The sequence below is a fragment of the Flavobacterium sp. 123 genome, from assembly GCF_003634825.1.
Classification (GTDB): Bacteria; Bacteroidota; Bacteroidia; order Flavobacteriales; family Flavobacteriaceae; genus Flavobacterium.
Genome location: NZ_RBXD01000001.1, coordinates 1775898 through 1792086, shown reverse-complemented (window position 1 = coordinate 1792086; position 16189 = coordinate 1775898). Strand labels below are relative to the sequence as shown.

The 16189-nt window shown below is 31.8% G+C and carries 13 protein-coding genes; 11 read left to right on the top strand and 2 right to left on the bottom strand.

The genetic code is table 11. The annotated features are described in order from the left end of the window. The first annotated feature begins 540 nt into the window (after positions 1-540). A complete protein-coding gene (gene ubiE / locus C8C88_RS07760) occupies positions 541-1272 on the top strand; it encodes a bifunctional demethylmenaquinone methyltransferase/2-methoxy-6-polyprenyl-1,4-benzoquinol methylase UbiE (RefSeq protein ID WP_121337557.1) in 732 nt (243 codons plus the stop codon). Positions 1273-1294: 22 nt separating this feature from the next. Continuing rightward, positions 1295-2005, top strand: coding sequence for a porin family protein (locus C8C88_RS07755; protein WP_121338611.1), 711 nt, complete (start codon positions 1295-1297; stop codon positions 2003-2005). Positions 2006-2014: 9 nt separating this feature from the next. Here C8C88_RS07755 and C8C88_RS07750 read toward each other — a convergent pair whose 3' ends face one another. Further along, complete coding sequence (locus C8C88_RS07750; RefSeq protein WP_121337556.1) at positions 2015-2755, bottom strand: RNA methyltransferase; 741 nt, start codon at positions 2753-2755, stop codon at positions 2015-2017. 36 nt (positions 2756-2791) lie between these two features. Here C8C88_RS07750 and C8C88_RS07745 point away from each other — a divergent pair, with 36 nt between their 5' ends. From C8C88_RS07745 to accD, 3 genes are all read left to right on the top strand, one after another. Next, entirely contained in the window at positions 2792-5353 is a 2562-nt protein-coding gene (locus tag C8C88_RS07745; RefSeq protein ID WP_121337555.1) for a BamA/TamA family outer membrane protein, read from the top strand. Between the two features lie 60 nt (positions 5354-5413). Further along, a complete protein-coding gene (gene fbaA / locus C8C88_RS07740) occupies positions 5414-6481 on the top strand; it encodes a class II fructose-bisphosphate aldolase (protein WP_121337554.1) in 1068 nt (355 codons plus the stop codon). A gap of 142 nt (positions 6482-6623) precedes the next feature. Then, the gene (gene accD, locus C8C88_RS07735) at positions 6624-7478 is read left to right on the top strand and encodes an acetyl-CoA carboxylase, carboxyltransferase subunit beta (RefSeq protein ID WP_121337553.1); all 855 of its coding nucleotides are present in this window, start codon (positions 6624-6626) and stop codon (positions 7476-7478) included. 66 nt (positions 7479-7544) lie between these two features. Here the strand turns inward: accD and C8C88_RS07730 are convergent, their stop codons facing one another. Further along, positions 7545-8795, bottom strand: a complete 1251-nt coding sequence (locus C8C88_RS07730) for an ABC transporter permease (protein WP_121338610.1) — start codon at positions 8793-8795, stop codon at positions 7545-7547. Between the two features lie 165 nt (positions 8796-8960). On the opposite strand from C8C88_RS07730, the gene purH reads away from it, so the two are divergent. From purH to rodA, 6 genes are all read left to right on the top strand, one after another. Then, positions 8961-10487 (top strand): bifunctional phosphoribosylaminoimidazolecarboxamide formyltransferase/IMP cyclohydrolase, encoded by a 1527-nt coding sequence (gene purH, locus C8C88_RS07725; RefSeq protein WP_121338609.1) that lies wholly within the window; start codon positions 8961-8963, stop codon positions 10485-10487. A gap of 55 nt (positions 10488-10542) precedes the next feature. Continuing rightward, positions 10543-11571, top strand: a complete 1029-nt coding sequence (locus C8C88_RS07720; RefSeq protein ID WP_086454445.1) for a rod shape-determining protein — start codon at positions 10543-10545, stop codon at positions 11569-11571. Between the two features lie 98 nt (positions 11572-11669). Further along, positions 11670-12494, top strand: coding sequence for a rod shape-determining protein MreC (mreC, locus tag C8C88_RS07715; protein ID WP_121337552.1), 825 nt, complete (start codon positions 11670-11672; stop codon positions 12492-12494). Continuing rightward, positions 12487-12993, top strand: a complete 507-nt coding sequence (locus tag C8C88_RS07710) for a rod shape-determining protein MreD (RefSeq protein ID WP_121337551.1) — start codon at positions 12487-12489, stop codon at positions 12991-12993. Before mreC ends, C8C88_RS07710 begins: the two co-directional genes overlap by 8 nt. Further along, entirely contained in the window at positions 12990-14924 is a 1935-nt protein-coding gene (gene mrdA, locus C8C88_RS07705) for a penicillin-binding protein 2 (protein ID WP_121337550.1), read from the top strand. The genes C8C88_RS07710 and mrdA overlap by 4 nt, the downstream gene beginning before the upstream one ends. A gap of 17 nt (positions 14925-14941) precedes the next feature. Then, positions 14942-16177, top strand: coding sequence for a rod shape-determining protein RodA (rodA, locus tag C8C88_RS07700; protein ID WP_121337549.1), 1236 nt, complete (start codon positions 14942-14944; stop codon positions 16175-16177). Positions 16178-16189 lie beyond the last annotated feature (12 nt).

Below are 16189 nucleotides of genomic sequence, written 5' to 3'. Positions count from 1 at the left end.
GCAATGACCTACTCTTGAAAGAGTATCTGATAACATAAAAAAAAAATAACAAATATTAATAATACTCCAGAAGCGAAGATTATAATATTTGAAGATTTCTGAGAGTACATCTCAAAAAAGCCTCTAATACCAAATACCACGAAGGTACTAAAGACAAAAAAAATTAAAATTTCCAAAAACAAATTTAATCCTAAGAACGTATTATGCGCTTTAAAGAATCCTCTGCTAAAAAAAGCAGTATTTTCGAAACAACTTACAAGAACAAATGTGATAAGTAGCACAAGAACCATCCATTTGATTTGGGTCATTAAATCCCTTATAATCATTGAAAAAAAATTAATCTTTTGAAATGTAAAAATCATCAATAAAAAACTTTAACACAATACCCACTTTTAGTGATTTTTTCAAAAAACAACATACATTTCTCTACTCATTTCTCTATTTAAACCTGATTTTAAAGCAAAAAATAAAATTTCTCTCTAATTCTGAAAGCCATTTATACTTTGCATAGTTTGTATTATATTTGTGCAAAGAAAAAAAATGTCTGAAAAAATCACACCCTACAAAAATTCCACATTAGGTAAGAAAGAACAAGTTGCCAAAATGTTTGATACTATTTCTGGAAATTACGACAATCTTAATAGAGTTATTTCTTTTGGGATTGATGTAAAATGGAGAAAGAAAGTTTTAAAAATGGTCTCTAAATCCAATCCTAAGACTATTTTGGATATCGCTACAGGAACAGGAGATTTAGCCATATTAATGGCAGAAACCAATGCTGAAAAAATTATTGGGTTGGATATTTCTTCTGGAATGCTAGAAGTAGGAAAGAAAAAAATAGCTTCAAAAAACCTATCGAACACAATTGAAATGGTTTTGGCTGATTCAGAGAATATGCCGTTTGAAGACAATTATTTTGATGCAATAACAGTTGCCTTTGGTGTTCGAAATTTTGAGAATTTAGAAAAAGGATTGACTGAAATTCTTAGAGTTTTAAAACCAAATGGCTTATTTGTAATTTTAGAAACCTCAGTTCCAGACAAAACTCCTTATAAACAAGGTTATAATTTTTACAGTAAAAACATACTGCCTGTTATTGGTAAATTATTTTCTAAAGATAATGTAGCCTATGGATATTTATCAGAATCCGCTGCTGCATTTCCTTATGGCGAAGCGTTAAACAATATTTTGAGAAAAACTGGGTTTATAGATGTAGTTGCCATGCCACAAACATTTGGAGTTGCTACTATCTATTCCGCTTCAAAGAAATAATACTGATAATTTTCAGCCAAATATGAAAAAAATAGTTTTTTTAGTCTTAGTCCTACTGTCTATAACGACAAAAGGGCATGCTCAATTTTCAAAAGGCATGTTCAGCAAAGACCCCATCATTAATTTGGAAAATTGGCAGAAACAAAAACTATATTTTGGATTCTATTTAGGCTTCAATTCTTTTGACTTCAAAATAGATTATAAAACCGTAGGACCGGATATTCAAACTAAAAAAACAACTGGATTCAATTTAGGATTAGTTGCTGATTTAAAACTTCAAGAATACATAAACTTACGTTTTGAACCAGGACTTTACTATACGAAGAGAGACCTATACTATCCTAATTTTGCTACAGAAAATGACGCGATAAGAGAAGTAAATAGCACTTATATTCATTTTCCACTTCTTTTAAAATTTTCATCTTTAAGAACTGGAAATGTCCGTCCTTATCTATTAGGAGGAGCATCTGCAACTTTAAATTTATCCAGTAATGCAAAATCATTGGATGATAATTTAGAACAACGTTTTAGAGTAAAATCTTGGACTACTAATTATGAATTAGGCCTTGGGATAGATTTATTTTCAGAATATTTTATATTTTCCCCTTCAATCAGAGGTGTTTTTGGTATTAATGACGAGTTGATTCGAGACAAAGACCCAAACAGTCCTTGGACCAGCAATATTGAATCTATGAAATCAAGAGCAGTCTTTATTAATTTTACTTTTCATTAAAAAATTAAATTAATCTAAAGAAAAAGCTCCCCTACGGAACTCACTAAGAATAATTGCTGTTGCTGTTGCCACATTTAAACTTTCCGTTTTTTGTAGATCACCAAAACGAGGAATAGTAAGCCTTTGCGAGATTAGTTTTTCGATAGATTCTGAAATTCCATTCGCTTCATTTCCCATTACAATAATTCCTTCTTTTGGGAGTTTAGAAGTATAGATATTTTTACCATCCATAAAAGTACCAAAAACAGGAAGTTTCGTTTTAGCAATAAAAGCATCCAAATCAACATACTTTACATTTACTCTAGCAATGGAACCCATAGTTGCCTGAACCACTTTAGGATTGTAAATATCAACCGTTTCATTGGAACACAACAATTGATGAATTCCAAACCAATCACATAGACGCAATATAGTTCCTAAATTACCGGGATCACGAATACTATCTAACGCTAGGATTAAACCTGATTCATCGCTGTTTTTCTCAGCGGGTATTTTGAAAACCGCTAAACAAGTATTTGGAGTAGCTAAAGCACTGATTTTTTTTAAATCACTATCGTTAATCACTGTTTTTTTAGCATTTGAAACTTCGCTAAAATCATCAAGTGTAGTATACAAATGTTCTAATTCAAAATTAGATTGCAAAAGTTCTTGAATTACTTTTACCCCTTCTGCAAAAAAGAGTTGATTAGCAATTCGTTGTTTTTTTTGATGTAAACTCGATATAAGCTTTATTTGGTTTTTACTAACCATAAAATAATGTACTTTTGAATTAAATTTTTAGAACACTTGAAAAATATTTCCACAAAAATAACAGCATTTATTCTAATAGCAATATTAATTTGCGCATGTAATGCCGTAAAGAGGGTTCCGAATGGAAAATTATTACTTACTAAAAATGAAATTTCTGTAAATAATAAGAAAATTAAAGACGAAAATGTTTTTAATCAATTGTACCAAAAACCTAACGGAACCTTATTAGGCTTCCGATTAAGATTGAACATGTACAACATGGCAAACTTAAATCCTGACTCAACTTATCAAGCAAAATTTACAAATCATCCTGGAAAATACGAAAGAAAAGCAAAATGGCTTTCTGCCAAACAAGTAGACCAATTAGGAAAATCTTTTTGGTATCATGGTATTCATGATTTTTTGAAAAAAACTGGCGAGCCTCCTGTAATTATTGATTCAACAAAAACAGAAAAATCATTATTAAGACTGAAATATTATTATTTCAATAATGGTTATTTTAATGTTACGGCTAATTCTAAAATAGATGCTGCAGGCACAAAAAAAGCAAAATTAAAATACATTATTATAACCGGGAAACCATACACCCTAGACACACTAAAAACATCTATTTTGACTCCTGTTTTGGATTCGCTGTATGAAGTTACAAAATCTGCATCGTTTTTAAAATCTGGAAATCAATATAAAACAGAAGATTTTGAAAATGAAAAAAACCGAATTACAACTCATTTTAGAAATAATGGGGTGTATTATTTTCAGCCTAATTATGTAACTTTTGATATTGACACCATTAAGAAAGTAAATCAAGCTAATGTCAATTTAATTGTAAATAATTATTCCTATCAAGAAAACGATTCAAGCAAAACAGAACCTTTTAAAATATTTAAAATAAGTGCTGTAAATATTTATACCGATTATTCGCCAACAGAAAAATACCTTAAAATTACGGATAGCACAACATTCAATAATTTCAATTTATACAGCAACAAGAAGCTAAAATATAAACCTCACGCAATAACTGACGCTATATTTATTACTAAAGGAAGCTTATTTGCTGATAACAAAACGGTTTTGACCACACGTTATTTAAATAATCTAAAAATTTTTAATTATCCATCCATACAATATGAAGTGGATCCAAAAGATACTACAGCCCAATCTTTGATTGCAAAAATATATTTAACGCCAAGAAAAAAATACAGTTTTGGAACGACATTTGACGTAACTCATTCTAATATCCAAGATTTTGGAATTGGAGCCAGTGTTTCGGAAACGGTTCGAAATGTATTCAACGGTGCAGAAACACTAGAAATAGGAACGCGAGTAAACATTGGTTCATCAAAAGATTTAGCAAATCCAAACAACAACTTTTTTAATGTTTCGGAATACGGTGTAGATTTAAAACTAAGTTTCCCAAGGATTTTCATGCCTTTCAAAACCGAAAAAATCATTCCTAAAAGTATGATTCCTTCTACTCTTATAACAACTGGTTTTGCTAAACAAAGAAACATTGGATTAGACAAAGAAAATTTTACGGGAGCATTATCCTATAATTGGACTCCAAAGAAAAATAACACTGCACGATTTGACATTTTTAATGCGCAATTTGTTAGAAATCTTAATCCAAAAAATTATTTCAATGTATATAGTTCTTCCTATAAAGCATTAAATGCTATTGGAAAAACATACAATCAAAACGAACTTTATTTTGACAATATTGAGGATAAAAATTTAATCATCGAGTCTGGCACAATTGGTTTCACCAAAAATGTACTATCTGGAAATACTGATTTGAATCCAAGTGATGCACTTTATAAATCCGTAGAAAGTATCGAAGAAAGAAGAATTAGACTTACTGAGAATGATTTTATTTTAGCCACTAGTTTTACTTTTTCAAAAACCACTAAAAAGGACTTAACCGATAATACTTTTTATCTTTTCAGAACCAAAGTAGAATCTGCAGGGTCGCTTTTATCTTTGATTTCAAATGCAGCTAGTTTGCCAAGAAATCAAAACGGAAACCACGAACTATTCAACCTAGAATATTCTGAATACTTCAAAACAGAATTTGAGTATATCAAACATTGGAGTTTGTCAAAAGATAAAGTTCTGGCTGTACGAAGCTTTTTTGGAATAGCAGTTCCTTTTGGAAATTCTGATTACATCCCTTTTTCTAGGAGTTATTATGCAGGAGGTTCAAATGATAACAGAGCTTGGCAACCTTATGGTTTAGGACCAGGAAGTACTGGAGCAGTAAACGACTTTAATGAGGCAAATATGAAACTTGCACTCAGCAGCGAATTTAGATTCAACATTTTTGGGAATCTTAAAGGAGCGCTATTTGCTGATGCAGGAAACATTTGGAATGTACTTGATAACGTAACGGATGAGAAATCAACTTTTACTGGATTAGGAGATTTAAAGGACATTGCTTTGGGTAGTGGATTTGGCTTACGATATGATTTAAGTTTTTTTGTAATTCGTTTTGATTTAGGATTTAAAACGTACAATCCAGCTGAAAAAACAGGCGAAAGATGGTTTAAAGAATATAATTTTGGGCACTCCGTTTTAAATTTTGGAATAAATTATCCATTCTAATGCTAATTAATTCTTATTTTTGCAAACTAAAAACTAAAAAAACAATTTAAAAAAATTACAATGGCACATAACATAAAACCGGGCGTTGCTACAGGAGATCAGGTACAAGAGATTTTCAACTATGCAAAAGAAAAAGGATTTGCACTTCCAGCTGTTAACGTAACTGGATCAAATACTATCAATGGAGTTCTTGAAACTGCAGCAAAATTAAATGCTCCAGTTATCATTCAATTTTCAAATGGTGGAGCGCAATTTAATGCAGGAAAAGGACTTTCTAATGCAGGTGAAAAAGCAGCAATCGCTGGTGGAATAGCTGGAGCTTTACATATTCATACTTTAGCTGAAGCTTACGGTGCAACAGTAATTTTACATACTGACCACTGTGCTAAAAAATTATTACCTTGGATTGATGGTTTATTAGATGCTTCAGAAAAACATTTTGCTGAAACAGGAAAACCATTATTCTCATCTCACATGATTGATTTATCTGAAGAGCCAATCGAAGAAAACATCGAAATCTGTAAAGAGTATTTAGCTAGAATGAGCAAAATGGGAATGACATTAGAAATCGAACTTGGTATTACAGGTGGAGAAGAAGATGGTGTTGACAACTCTGATGTTGATAGCTCTAAATTATACACACAACCTTCTGAAGTTTCTTACGCTTACGAAGAATTATCAAAAGTAAGCCCTAAATTTACTATCGCTGCTTCTTTTGGAAACGTTCACGGTGTTTACAAACCAGGAAACGTAAAATTAACTCCAAAAATTCTTAAAAATTCTCAAGATTACGTTCAAGACAAATTCAAAACAGGTCATAACCCAGTTGATTTCGTTTTCCACGGTGGATCAGGTTCTACTCTAGAAGAAATTAGAGAAGCTATTGGTTACGGTGTTGTGAAAATGAACATTGATACTGACTTACAATTTGCATTTACTGAAGGTATCCGTGATTATATGGTTAAAAACATTGAGTACTTAAAAACTCAAATTGGTAATCCAGAAGGTTCTGATGTTCCAAACAAAAAATATTACGATCCAAGAAAATGGTTACGTGAAAGTGAAGCTACATTCAATGCAAGACTTGAACAAGCTTTTGCTGACTTGAATAACGTAAATACACTATAATTTTAGATTTCAAAATTCATATTTTAGATTCTAATGGAATCTGAAATTTGAATTTTAAATCCATTAAAAAAATAGATTTTAGACTCGTTCTGAAATCTATTTTTTAATCTAAAATCTAAATCTACATTCTAAAATTCAAAAAATGGCTTGGTTTAAAAGAAAAGAAAAAGGAATTACGACTGCTACCGAAGACAAAATGGATGTTCCAAAAGGACTATGGTACAAGTCTCCAACTGGAAAAATTATTGATGCCGAAGAATTAGCTCGCAATTTATATGTGAGTCCTGAGGACGATTTTCACGTAAGAATTGGAAGTGATACTTATTTTGAAATTTTATTCGACAATAATGAATTTGTTGAATTAGATAAAAATATGACGTCAAAAGATTCATTACATTTTGTTGACACCAAAAAATATTCTGACCGTTTAAAAGACGTGATGGAAAAAACAAAACTCAAAGACGCTGTGCGTACTGGAGTGGGGAAATCAAAAGGTAAAGATGTTGTAATCTGCTGTATGGATTTTGCTTTTATCGGTGGATCAATAGGAGGTGTTGTTGGAGAAAAAATAGTACGTGGAATTGACCATGCTATCAAAAACAGAATGCCTTTCATCATGATTTCAAAATCAGGAGGAGCTCGTATGATGGAAGCTGCAAATTCATTAATGCAACTAGCAAAAACATCTGTTAAGCTAGCGCAACTAGCCGAAGCTAAACTTCCTTATATTTCACTTTGTACTGACCCTACAACGGGAGGAACGACTGCATCATACGCTATGCTTGGTGACATTAATATTTCTGAACCAGGTGCTTTAATCGGTTTTGCTGGACCAAGAGTAGTTAGAGATACAACAGGAAAAGATTTACCAGAAGGTTTTCAAACTGCTGAGTTTCTTCTAGAACATGGTTTCCTAGACTTTATAACACCGAGAAAAGAATTGAAAGACAAGATTAACTTGTACATAGATTTAATTCAAAACAATAGTATTAGATAAATAAAAATCCCGATAATATCGGGATTTTTTATTTTATATCATTTCACTTTCACATTTTCTACAAAACTACATTCCAGTTCTAATTGCCTCAACAGGATCTAATTTAGACGCTGTGATTGCTGGCAAAATACCTGATACCAAACCTATTATTGCAGCTAATCCTGTTCCTAAAAGAATATTTCCCATTCCTAGAACAAACTCAAAATCCAAGGCTTTTGTCAAAACAACAGAAATAATCCAAACCAATAACAACCCTACTACTCCACCAATTACGGAAAGAATAACTGCTTCGAATAAAAACTGAAATAAGATAAATTTGTTTTTGGCTCCTAATGATTTTTGAATTCCAATTAAATTCGTTCGCTCTTTCACAGAAACAAACATAATATTAGCGATTCCAAAACCACCTACAAGTAATGAGAAACCACTAATCACCCAACCCACTAAATTCATTTGGCCAACAATACCATCAATTAAATCCGTAAATCCAGACAATACATTGATGAAAAAATTATCAATCTCATCCGTTTTCATACCTCTATAATTTCGAAGTTTTTGCCCTAATTCGGCTTTAAAAGCATCCATGTCAACACCTTTTTGTGGTTTTACAAGAATAACTGGCGTCATCGCATCGTTATTATCACCGTAAAGACGTCTTAAAAAATTGACTGGAATAAAAACCGATGTGTCATTACTATCCCCAAAAGTTCCTGCTCCCTGCTTCTTCAACATACCAATTACAGTAAAACGCTGTCCATACAAACGAATATTTTTACCCAAAGGTTCACTTTCTCCAAAAAGCCCTTTTGCAATTTCATATCCTAATACAATTACTGCAGCACCAGAATTTGATTCGGATTCATTATAAAACCTTCCTTTTTCAAATTCAAGCCCTTGAATATCTATAAATTCATGAGATACTGGAACTACATTTACATCACTTACAGATTCAGATTCAAACTTCATTGACTCTCGACTAACGAATAACTGATATCCCATTTGATCTAAATTATTCACGGAACTTTTCAGATATTCGTACTCATCATACTTCACATCCGGAAACTGTTCTCTTTTCCATTGGGGAATTTCAGAAGGACCAAAAGAAAATCGCATCAAATAAATCGTATTTTTATCTAAACTGCTCAAATCTTTTTTAATCTTTCTATCTAAAGAATCGACAGCTGCTAGAACTGCTATAATTGAAAAAATACCAATTGTAACCCCTAACAAAGAGAGCAAAGTCCTTAATTTATTATTGCGTAATGCGTTCATCGCAAAACCAAAACTCTCTTTTAATAACCGAAGATAGACCAGCATATTCTTTAAATTTGTGTTAAGGTAAAATTCCATAAATTTTATTCAAAAACCTAATAAAAATCTACATAGACATTGGTGTGATTTTTTAAGAGAATGTTACACAAATTGATTGGATTTTATAATCAAAAAAAAACTATTTTTGCACTTTATAATTCAAACAACACAATGAGTACAACAAAAACAATTCAATCAGCATTAATTTCGGTTTTTTCAAAAGAAGGACTTGAACCAATAGTACAAAAACTACATTCACAAAACGTTACCTTATACTCTACTGGAGGTACTGAAGATTTTATAAAAAATTTAGGAATTCCTGTAATCCCTGTTGAAGATGTTACTTCATACCCTTCAATCCTTGGTGGAAGAGTAAAAACATTACACCCTAAAGTTTTTGGAGGAATCCTGAATCGTCAAGATAATGAAAGTGATGTGCAACAAATGCAGGAATACAACATTCCTCAGATTGATTTAGTAATTGTTGATTTATACCCATTTGAAAAAACAGTTGCTTCTGGAGCAAGTGAGTCAGCTATTATTGAAAAAATTGATATTGGTGGAATTTCATTAATCCGTGCTGCTGCTAAAAACTTTAAAGACACTGTAATTATTGCTTCTGTAGACGAATACAGCTTGCTTTTAGACTTAATTACAAAACAAAATGGAGCAACAACACTTGCTGACAGAAAACTGTTAGCTACAAAAGCGTTTCATGTTTCATCGCATTACGATGGTGCCATTTTTAATTATTTCAATACTGACGAAACCATTTATAAAGAAAGTATTGCTAACGGTCAAATATTACGATACGGAGAAAATCCACATCAAAAAGGATATTTCTTTGGTGACTTTGAAGCAATGTTCAATAAAGTACACGGAAAAGAATTATCATACAATAACCTACTTGATGTAGATGCTGCTGTGAATTTAATTAATGAATTCAAAAATGACGGACCTACTTTTGCTATTCTAAAACACAACAATGCTTGTGGATTAGCAAGCAGAAATACAATTAGCGAAGCGTATTTAGCTGCTTTAGCATGTGACCCAACTTCTGCTTTTGGAGGTGTTTTGATTTCGAACACAAAAATTGATGTTGCAACTGCAACCGAAATTAATAAATTATTCTGCGAAGTAGTTATTGCACCATCTTATGATGATGAAGCTATTGCTATTTTGGAAGAAAAGAAAAACAGAATTATATTAATTCAAAATGAAGTGGAATTACCTAAAAAACAAGTTCGTACTTGCTTAAACGGAATTTTAGTTCAAGAAAGAAATAATATTACTGACAATAAATCAGACTTAAAGACCGTTACTATAACAGCTCCTACTGAACAAGAAATTGAAGATTTGATTTTTGCTTCGAAAGTTTGTAAAAATACCAAATCAAATACAATTGTTTTTGCAAAAAACGGAACCTTAATTTCATCTGGAACAGGTCAAACTTCTCGTGTTGATGCTTTATTACAAGCTATAGAAAAAGCAAATACTTTTGGATTTGACTTACACGGTGCTTCAATGGCAAGTGATGCTTTCTTCCCTTTCCCTGACTGTGTTGAGATAGCAAAAAAAGCTGGAATAACAGCTGTTATTCAACCTGGAGGTTCTATTAAAGATCAATTAAGTATTGATTATTGCAATGAAAATAAACTTGCAATGGTATTTACAGGAACACGTCATTTTAAACATTAATTTGTTTAACTTTGCACATTACATATTTTTAACGTTTTAAACCCTTAAAAAACTTATGGGATTTTTTGATTTCATGACCGAGGATATTGCGATAGACCTTGGTACCGCTAACACTTTAATCATACATAATGACAAAGTTGTAATTGATAGCCCTTCGATAGTTGCCAGAGACAGAATCTCCGGAAAAATCATTGCTGTTGGTAAAGAAGCCAACATGATGCAGGGTAAAACACATGAAAACATTAAAACGATAAGACCGTTGAAAGATGGTGTAATTGCCGATTTTGATGCTTCCGAAAAGATGATTAGTATGTTTATAAAAAGCATACCTGCATTGAAAAAAAGAATGTTTACTCCCGCATTACGAATGGTTGTTTGTATTCCTTCAGGAATTACTGAAGTGGAAATGAGAGCCGTTAAAGAATCTTGTGAGAGAGTAAATGGTAAAGAAGTTTATTTGATACACGAACCTATGGCTGCGGCTATTGGTATTGGTATTGACATTATGCAACCTAAAGGAAACATGATTGTTGATATTGGTGGAGGAACAACTGAAATTGCCGTAATTGCCTTAGGTGGAATTGTATGTGACAAATCGGTAAAAATTGCTGGTGACGTATTTACAAATGACATTGTATATTACATGCGTACACAACACAACCTTTTTGTTGGAGAAAGTACTGCTGAAAAAATAAAAATACAAATTGGTGCAGCTATTGAAGATTTAGAAACTCCTCCAGAAGACATGTCTGTTCAAGGTAGAGATTTACTTACTGGTAAACCAAAACAAGTTGAAGTTTCTTATAGAGAAATTGCTAAAGCATTAGACAAATCTATTCAAAGAATTGAAGATGCTGTAATGGAAACTTTATCTCAAACACCTCCAGAATTAGCAGCGGATATCTACAATACAGGTATTTACCTTGCGGGTGGAGGATCTATGTTAAGAGGTCTTGATAAAAGAATTTCTCAAAAAACAGATTTACCTGTTTACATTGCTGAAGATCCATTGAGAGCAGTAGTTAGAGGAACTGGTATGGCACTTAAAAACATTGTAAAATTTAAAAGTATTTTGATTAAGTAATCGTGAACTCTAAGTTTGTTAACTTTGGATTTAAAATCTAAAGAAGGCAATTCGGTTCTAAATAAAACATACAATCATTTACATTATACATTTAAAAAATGCAGCAAATATTTAATTTTATTTTTAAAAACAGTAATCGCTTACTGTTTTTGCTGCTTTTAGGTATTTCGTTTACCCTTACCATTCAGTCCCACTCTTTTCATAGAAGTAAAATAATTAGTTCTGCTAATTTTTTGAGTGGTGGTGTGTACGAAAAAGTGAGCAATATCAATGAATACTTGAATTTAAGAACTCAGAATGAAGCATTAGCTTTAGAAAATGCGAACTTAAAAAGTCTTTTATTTAATAAAAAAGACACTACACAGGTAAAAAAATTAGACAGTCTGAAAGGAGTAAAACCCTCTGATATTATTGTCTCAAAAGTAATTCACAATTCGTATAATGTTTATGAAAATTATTTAACCCTAAACTCTGGAGAATTACAAGGTGTAAAACCAGACATGGGAGTTGTAAACAGCTTAGGGATTGTTGGGATTATTGACAATACTTCTCCTCATTATTCAACAGTAATTAGTATTTTAAATAAAAAATCTCTAATCAATGCTAAGATCAAAAAATCAAATCATTTTGGATCTTTAATTTGGGATGGGAAAAGCACTGGTTTTGTCCAATTGATAGACGTTCCAAGATTAGCAGCCATCCGTAAAGGAGACACTATTGTAACTGGAGGTCAATCTGTAATATTTCCTGAAAATATAAACATTGGAACTATTGAAAAAATTTACACTGACAATCAAACTAATTTCTACACTTTAGACATAAAACTTTTTAATGACATGACTAATTTAGGTCATGTTTATATCATAAAAAGTAAAGATCGTGAAGAGCTAATCAATTTAGAAAAAAAGGAAGAAGATGAATAATGCTTTAATAGTTAATATCTTTCGATTTATCCTGTTGTTAGCAATACAAATTATTGTTTTTAACAATATGAATTTTTTTGGATACATAAGTCCATTTCCGTATATACTTTTCATCATATTATATCCTGTAAATGGAAACAAATCTGGTTTGTTAGTAGCCAGTTTCTTATTAGGACTAATTATGGACATGTTCAGTAATTCTGGCGGTATTCACGCAACATCATGCTTATTATTAGCTTATTTTAGACCCTTTATTTTTAAGTTTTCTTTTGGCCTTAGTTATGAATATCAAACTGTAAAATTAAATGATGTACTTACTCCTGAACGGTTTTCATTCATATTTGTTTCGGTTTTAATTCATCATCTTATTTTATTTGTTTTAGAAGCGTTCCAATTTAGTTTTTTCTTGGATGTACTTTTAAGAACAATTCTAAGTACACTCTTTACAATAATTCTTTGCATCATAATAATATACCTTATTAAGCCAAACAAAAGATGAGAAAAGTCTTGCTGCCTTCCTTAATTATTATCGCAGCATCATTGCTAGTGATACGGATATTTTATTTGCAAATTATCGATGATTCCTTCAAGTTAAAGTCAGACAATAATGCCATTAAAATAAAATATGACTATCCAGAGAGAGGGTATATCTATGACAGAAATGGCAAATTATTAGTAGCGAATCAAGCTTCTTATGATATCATGGTAATTCCCCGTGAAGTAAAGAATACAGATACATTAGAGTTCTGTACGCTATTAAATATTACAAAAGAAGACTTTATTAAAAAAATGGAAAAGGCTAAAATCTATAGCCCTAGATTACCTTCTGTTTTTTTACCACAATTAAATAAAAGTGAATTTGCCGCTTTTCAAGAAAAAATCAGAAAATTCGAAGGTTTCTATTTTCAAAAACGTTCTTTACGTGATTATGAAGTAGATTTTGGCGCAAATGTTTTTGGATTTATCACTCAAGTAAATGAAAAGTTAGTAGCCAAAAACCCTTATTATAACAGTGGCGACTTAATAGGAAAACAAGGTGTTGAAGAAAGCTACGAAGAAATTTTACGTGGAATAAAAGGGGTTAAATACCTCCAAAAAGACAAATACAATAGAGAAATAGGTTCTTTTAAAGAAGGAAAATACGATACTATTGCTGTGCAAGGAGAAGATATCAACCTTACTATTGATGCTGAACTTCAAAAATATGGTGAAGAATTAATGATTAATAAAAGAGGTGGAATTGTAGCTATTGAACCTAAAACTGGCGAAATTCTATCATTAGTTACCGCACCTTCTTACGATCCTTCCATTCTGGTTGGAAGAAAACGATCAAAAAATTACACACAACTATATCATGATTCGATTGCAAAACCACTTTATGACAGAGGTTTATTAGCCGAATATGCTCCTGGTTCTCCTTTCAAAATATTAACAGGTTTAGTTGCCCTTCAGGAAGGCGTGGTAGATGAGCAAACAACTGTATTTTGTCATCACGGGTTTAGTTATGCAAGAGGTAGATTTATGAGATGCCACTGTCATGGTGGAGCACTTCAATTACACAGAGGAATTTATGAATCTTGTAATGCTTATTTTGGCACTGCCTATATGAGAACTATAAACAAATATGTAAAACCCTCTTATGCAGTTGATGTTTGGAGTAATCATGTCAAAAGTTTTGGTTTAGGGCAATTTATGGGGTATGATTTACCTACTGGTAGAAAAGGGCATATTCCTGACTCAAAAACCTATAAAAAAATGTATCCAAATGGTGGATGGCGTAGCACAGCTATTGTTTCAAATGCTATTGGGCAAGGTGAGGTTTCAATGACTCCAATCCAACTTGCAAATATGATGGCTACGGTTGCTAATGAAGGATATTACTATACTCCTCACATCATAAAAAAGATTGAAGGACAAAAAATAGACAAAAAATTTACTACTAAACACGTTACAACTATAGATAAAAAGTATTTCAAACCTATGATTAGCGGTTTATTTGATGTTTATAATCTAGGAACTGCCTATTATTTAAAGGTGGAAGGTATTGATATTTGTGGAAAAACAGGAACCGCGGAAAACTTTGCTAAAATCAATGGAGTAAGAACGCAACTAGAGGATCATTCGATATTTGTTGCTTTTGCACCAAAAGACAATCCTAAAATAGCTATTGCTGTCATGGTTGAAAATGGTGGATTTGGAGCTACAATTGCAGGTCCAATTGCGAGTTTAATGATTGAGAAATACTTAAGACATAAAATTACAAGAACAGATTTAGAAACTAGAATTTTAAATAAAAGTTTACAAGGTGAGTATGCTAAACTAGGAGGTCTTTCAGAAATTGTGAAAGCACAAATGAGAAAAAAAGACTCAATAGAGAAAAGCAAAATAATAGCTCCGAAAATAAAAAAAGACACTACTAAACAAAATTAAAAGACAATTCATTTCAAATGAAAAATCAAAGTATAACGAGTAATATTGACTGGATATGTGTCATCATCTATAGCTTATTAGTGCTAATGGGATGGTTAAACATTTATTCCTCTTCTTTATCGTCTATGGAAGGAATTTCAGACAAACAACTTATATTCATTGTCTTAACTATTCCTTTGATTTTTGTTGTCCTTTATGTTGACGGAAAATTCTACGAAAAATATGCCACAATAATTTTCGGAATCTCATTGCTTTCCTTACTGGGATTATTTGCCTTTGGTAAAACAATTGCAGGACAACGTTGTTGGTATGGTTTTGGCAGCTTTACCCTTCAACCTTCTGAATTTGCAAAAGCGGCTACTGCATTGGCTTTAGCCAAATATTTAAGCGACACTCAAATCAATTTAAAGGATGTAAATAGACAGATACAAGCATTAGCTATCGTTTTTTTACCCGTGATGTTAATATTACCTCAACCTGACCCTGGAAGTGCATTAATATATAGTATCTTTATTATTGTTTTATATAGAGAAGGGCTACCGTCTTGGTATGTTTGGACTGGATTTATAACCATACTCCTATTTGTAATGACATTGCTTTTACAACCTCAATATGTAATTTTAATTATACTACTGACACTTGTAATTGTACATTTCAAATCAAGATTAGCTGATAGAAACATTGTTTTGAGCGCTATTCTTTTAGTTTTAATGTCTGGCTTTGTTTTATCAGTAAACTATGTTTTTGAGCATGTTTTCAAACAACATCACCGAGATCGTTTCAATATCTTATTAGGTAAATCTGTAGATATGAAAGGAATTGGATACAATACCAATCAGTCGGAAATAGCTATTGGATCTGGAGGATGGTTTGGAAAAGGATTTCTAGAAGGAACACAAACCAAAGGTGGTTTCGTACCAGAACAGCATACTGATTACATTTTTACAACCGTGGGCGAAGAGTGGGGATTCCTTGGTTCGCTCTTTGTAATTGCCTTATTTGTTGTTTTATTTCTTCGATTAATATATTTATCTGAAAGACAAAAAACTAAATTCAGTAGAGTTTATGGATATTGTGTAGCGGGTATTTTATTTATACACTTCTTTGTAAATATTGCTATGGTTGTAGGGATTTTTCCAACAATTGGGGTTCCTCTTCCATTTTTCTCTTATGGTGGATCTGGATTATGGGGCTTTACCATCTTGCTTTTCATCTTCCTAAAAATGGATGCTAATAAAGTAAATGAATGGTAAAAAGTAGGATTT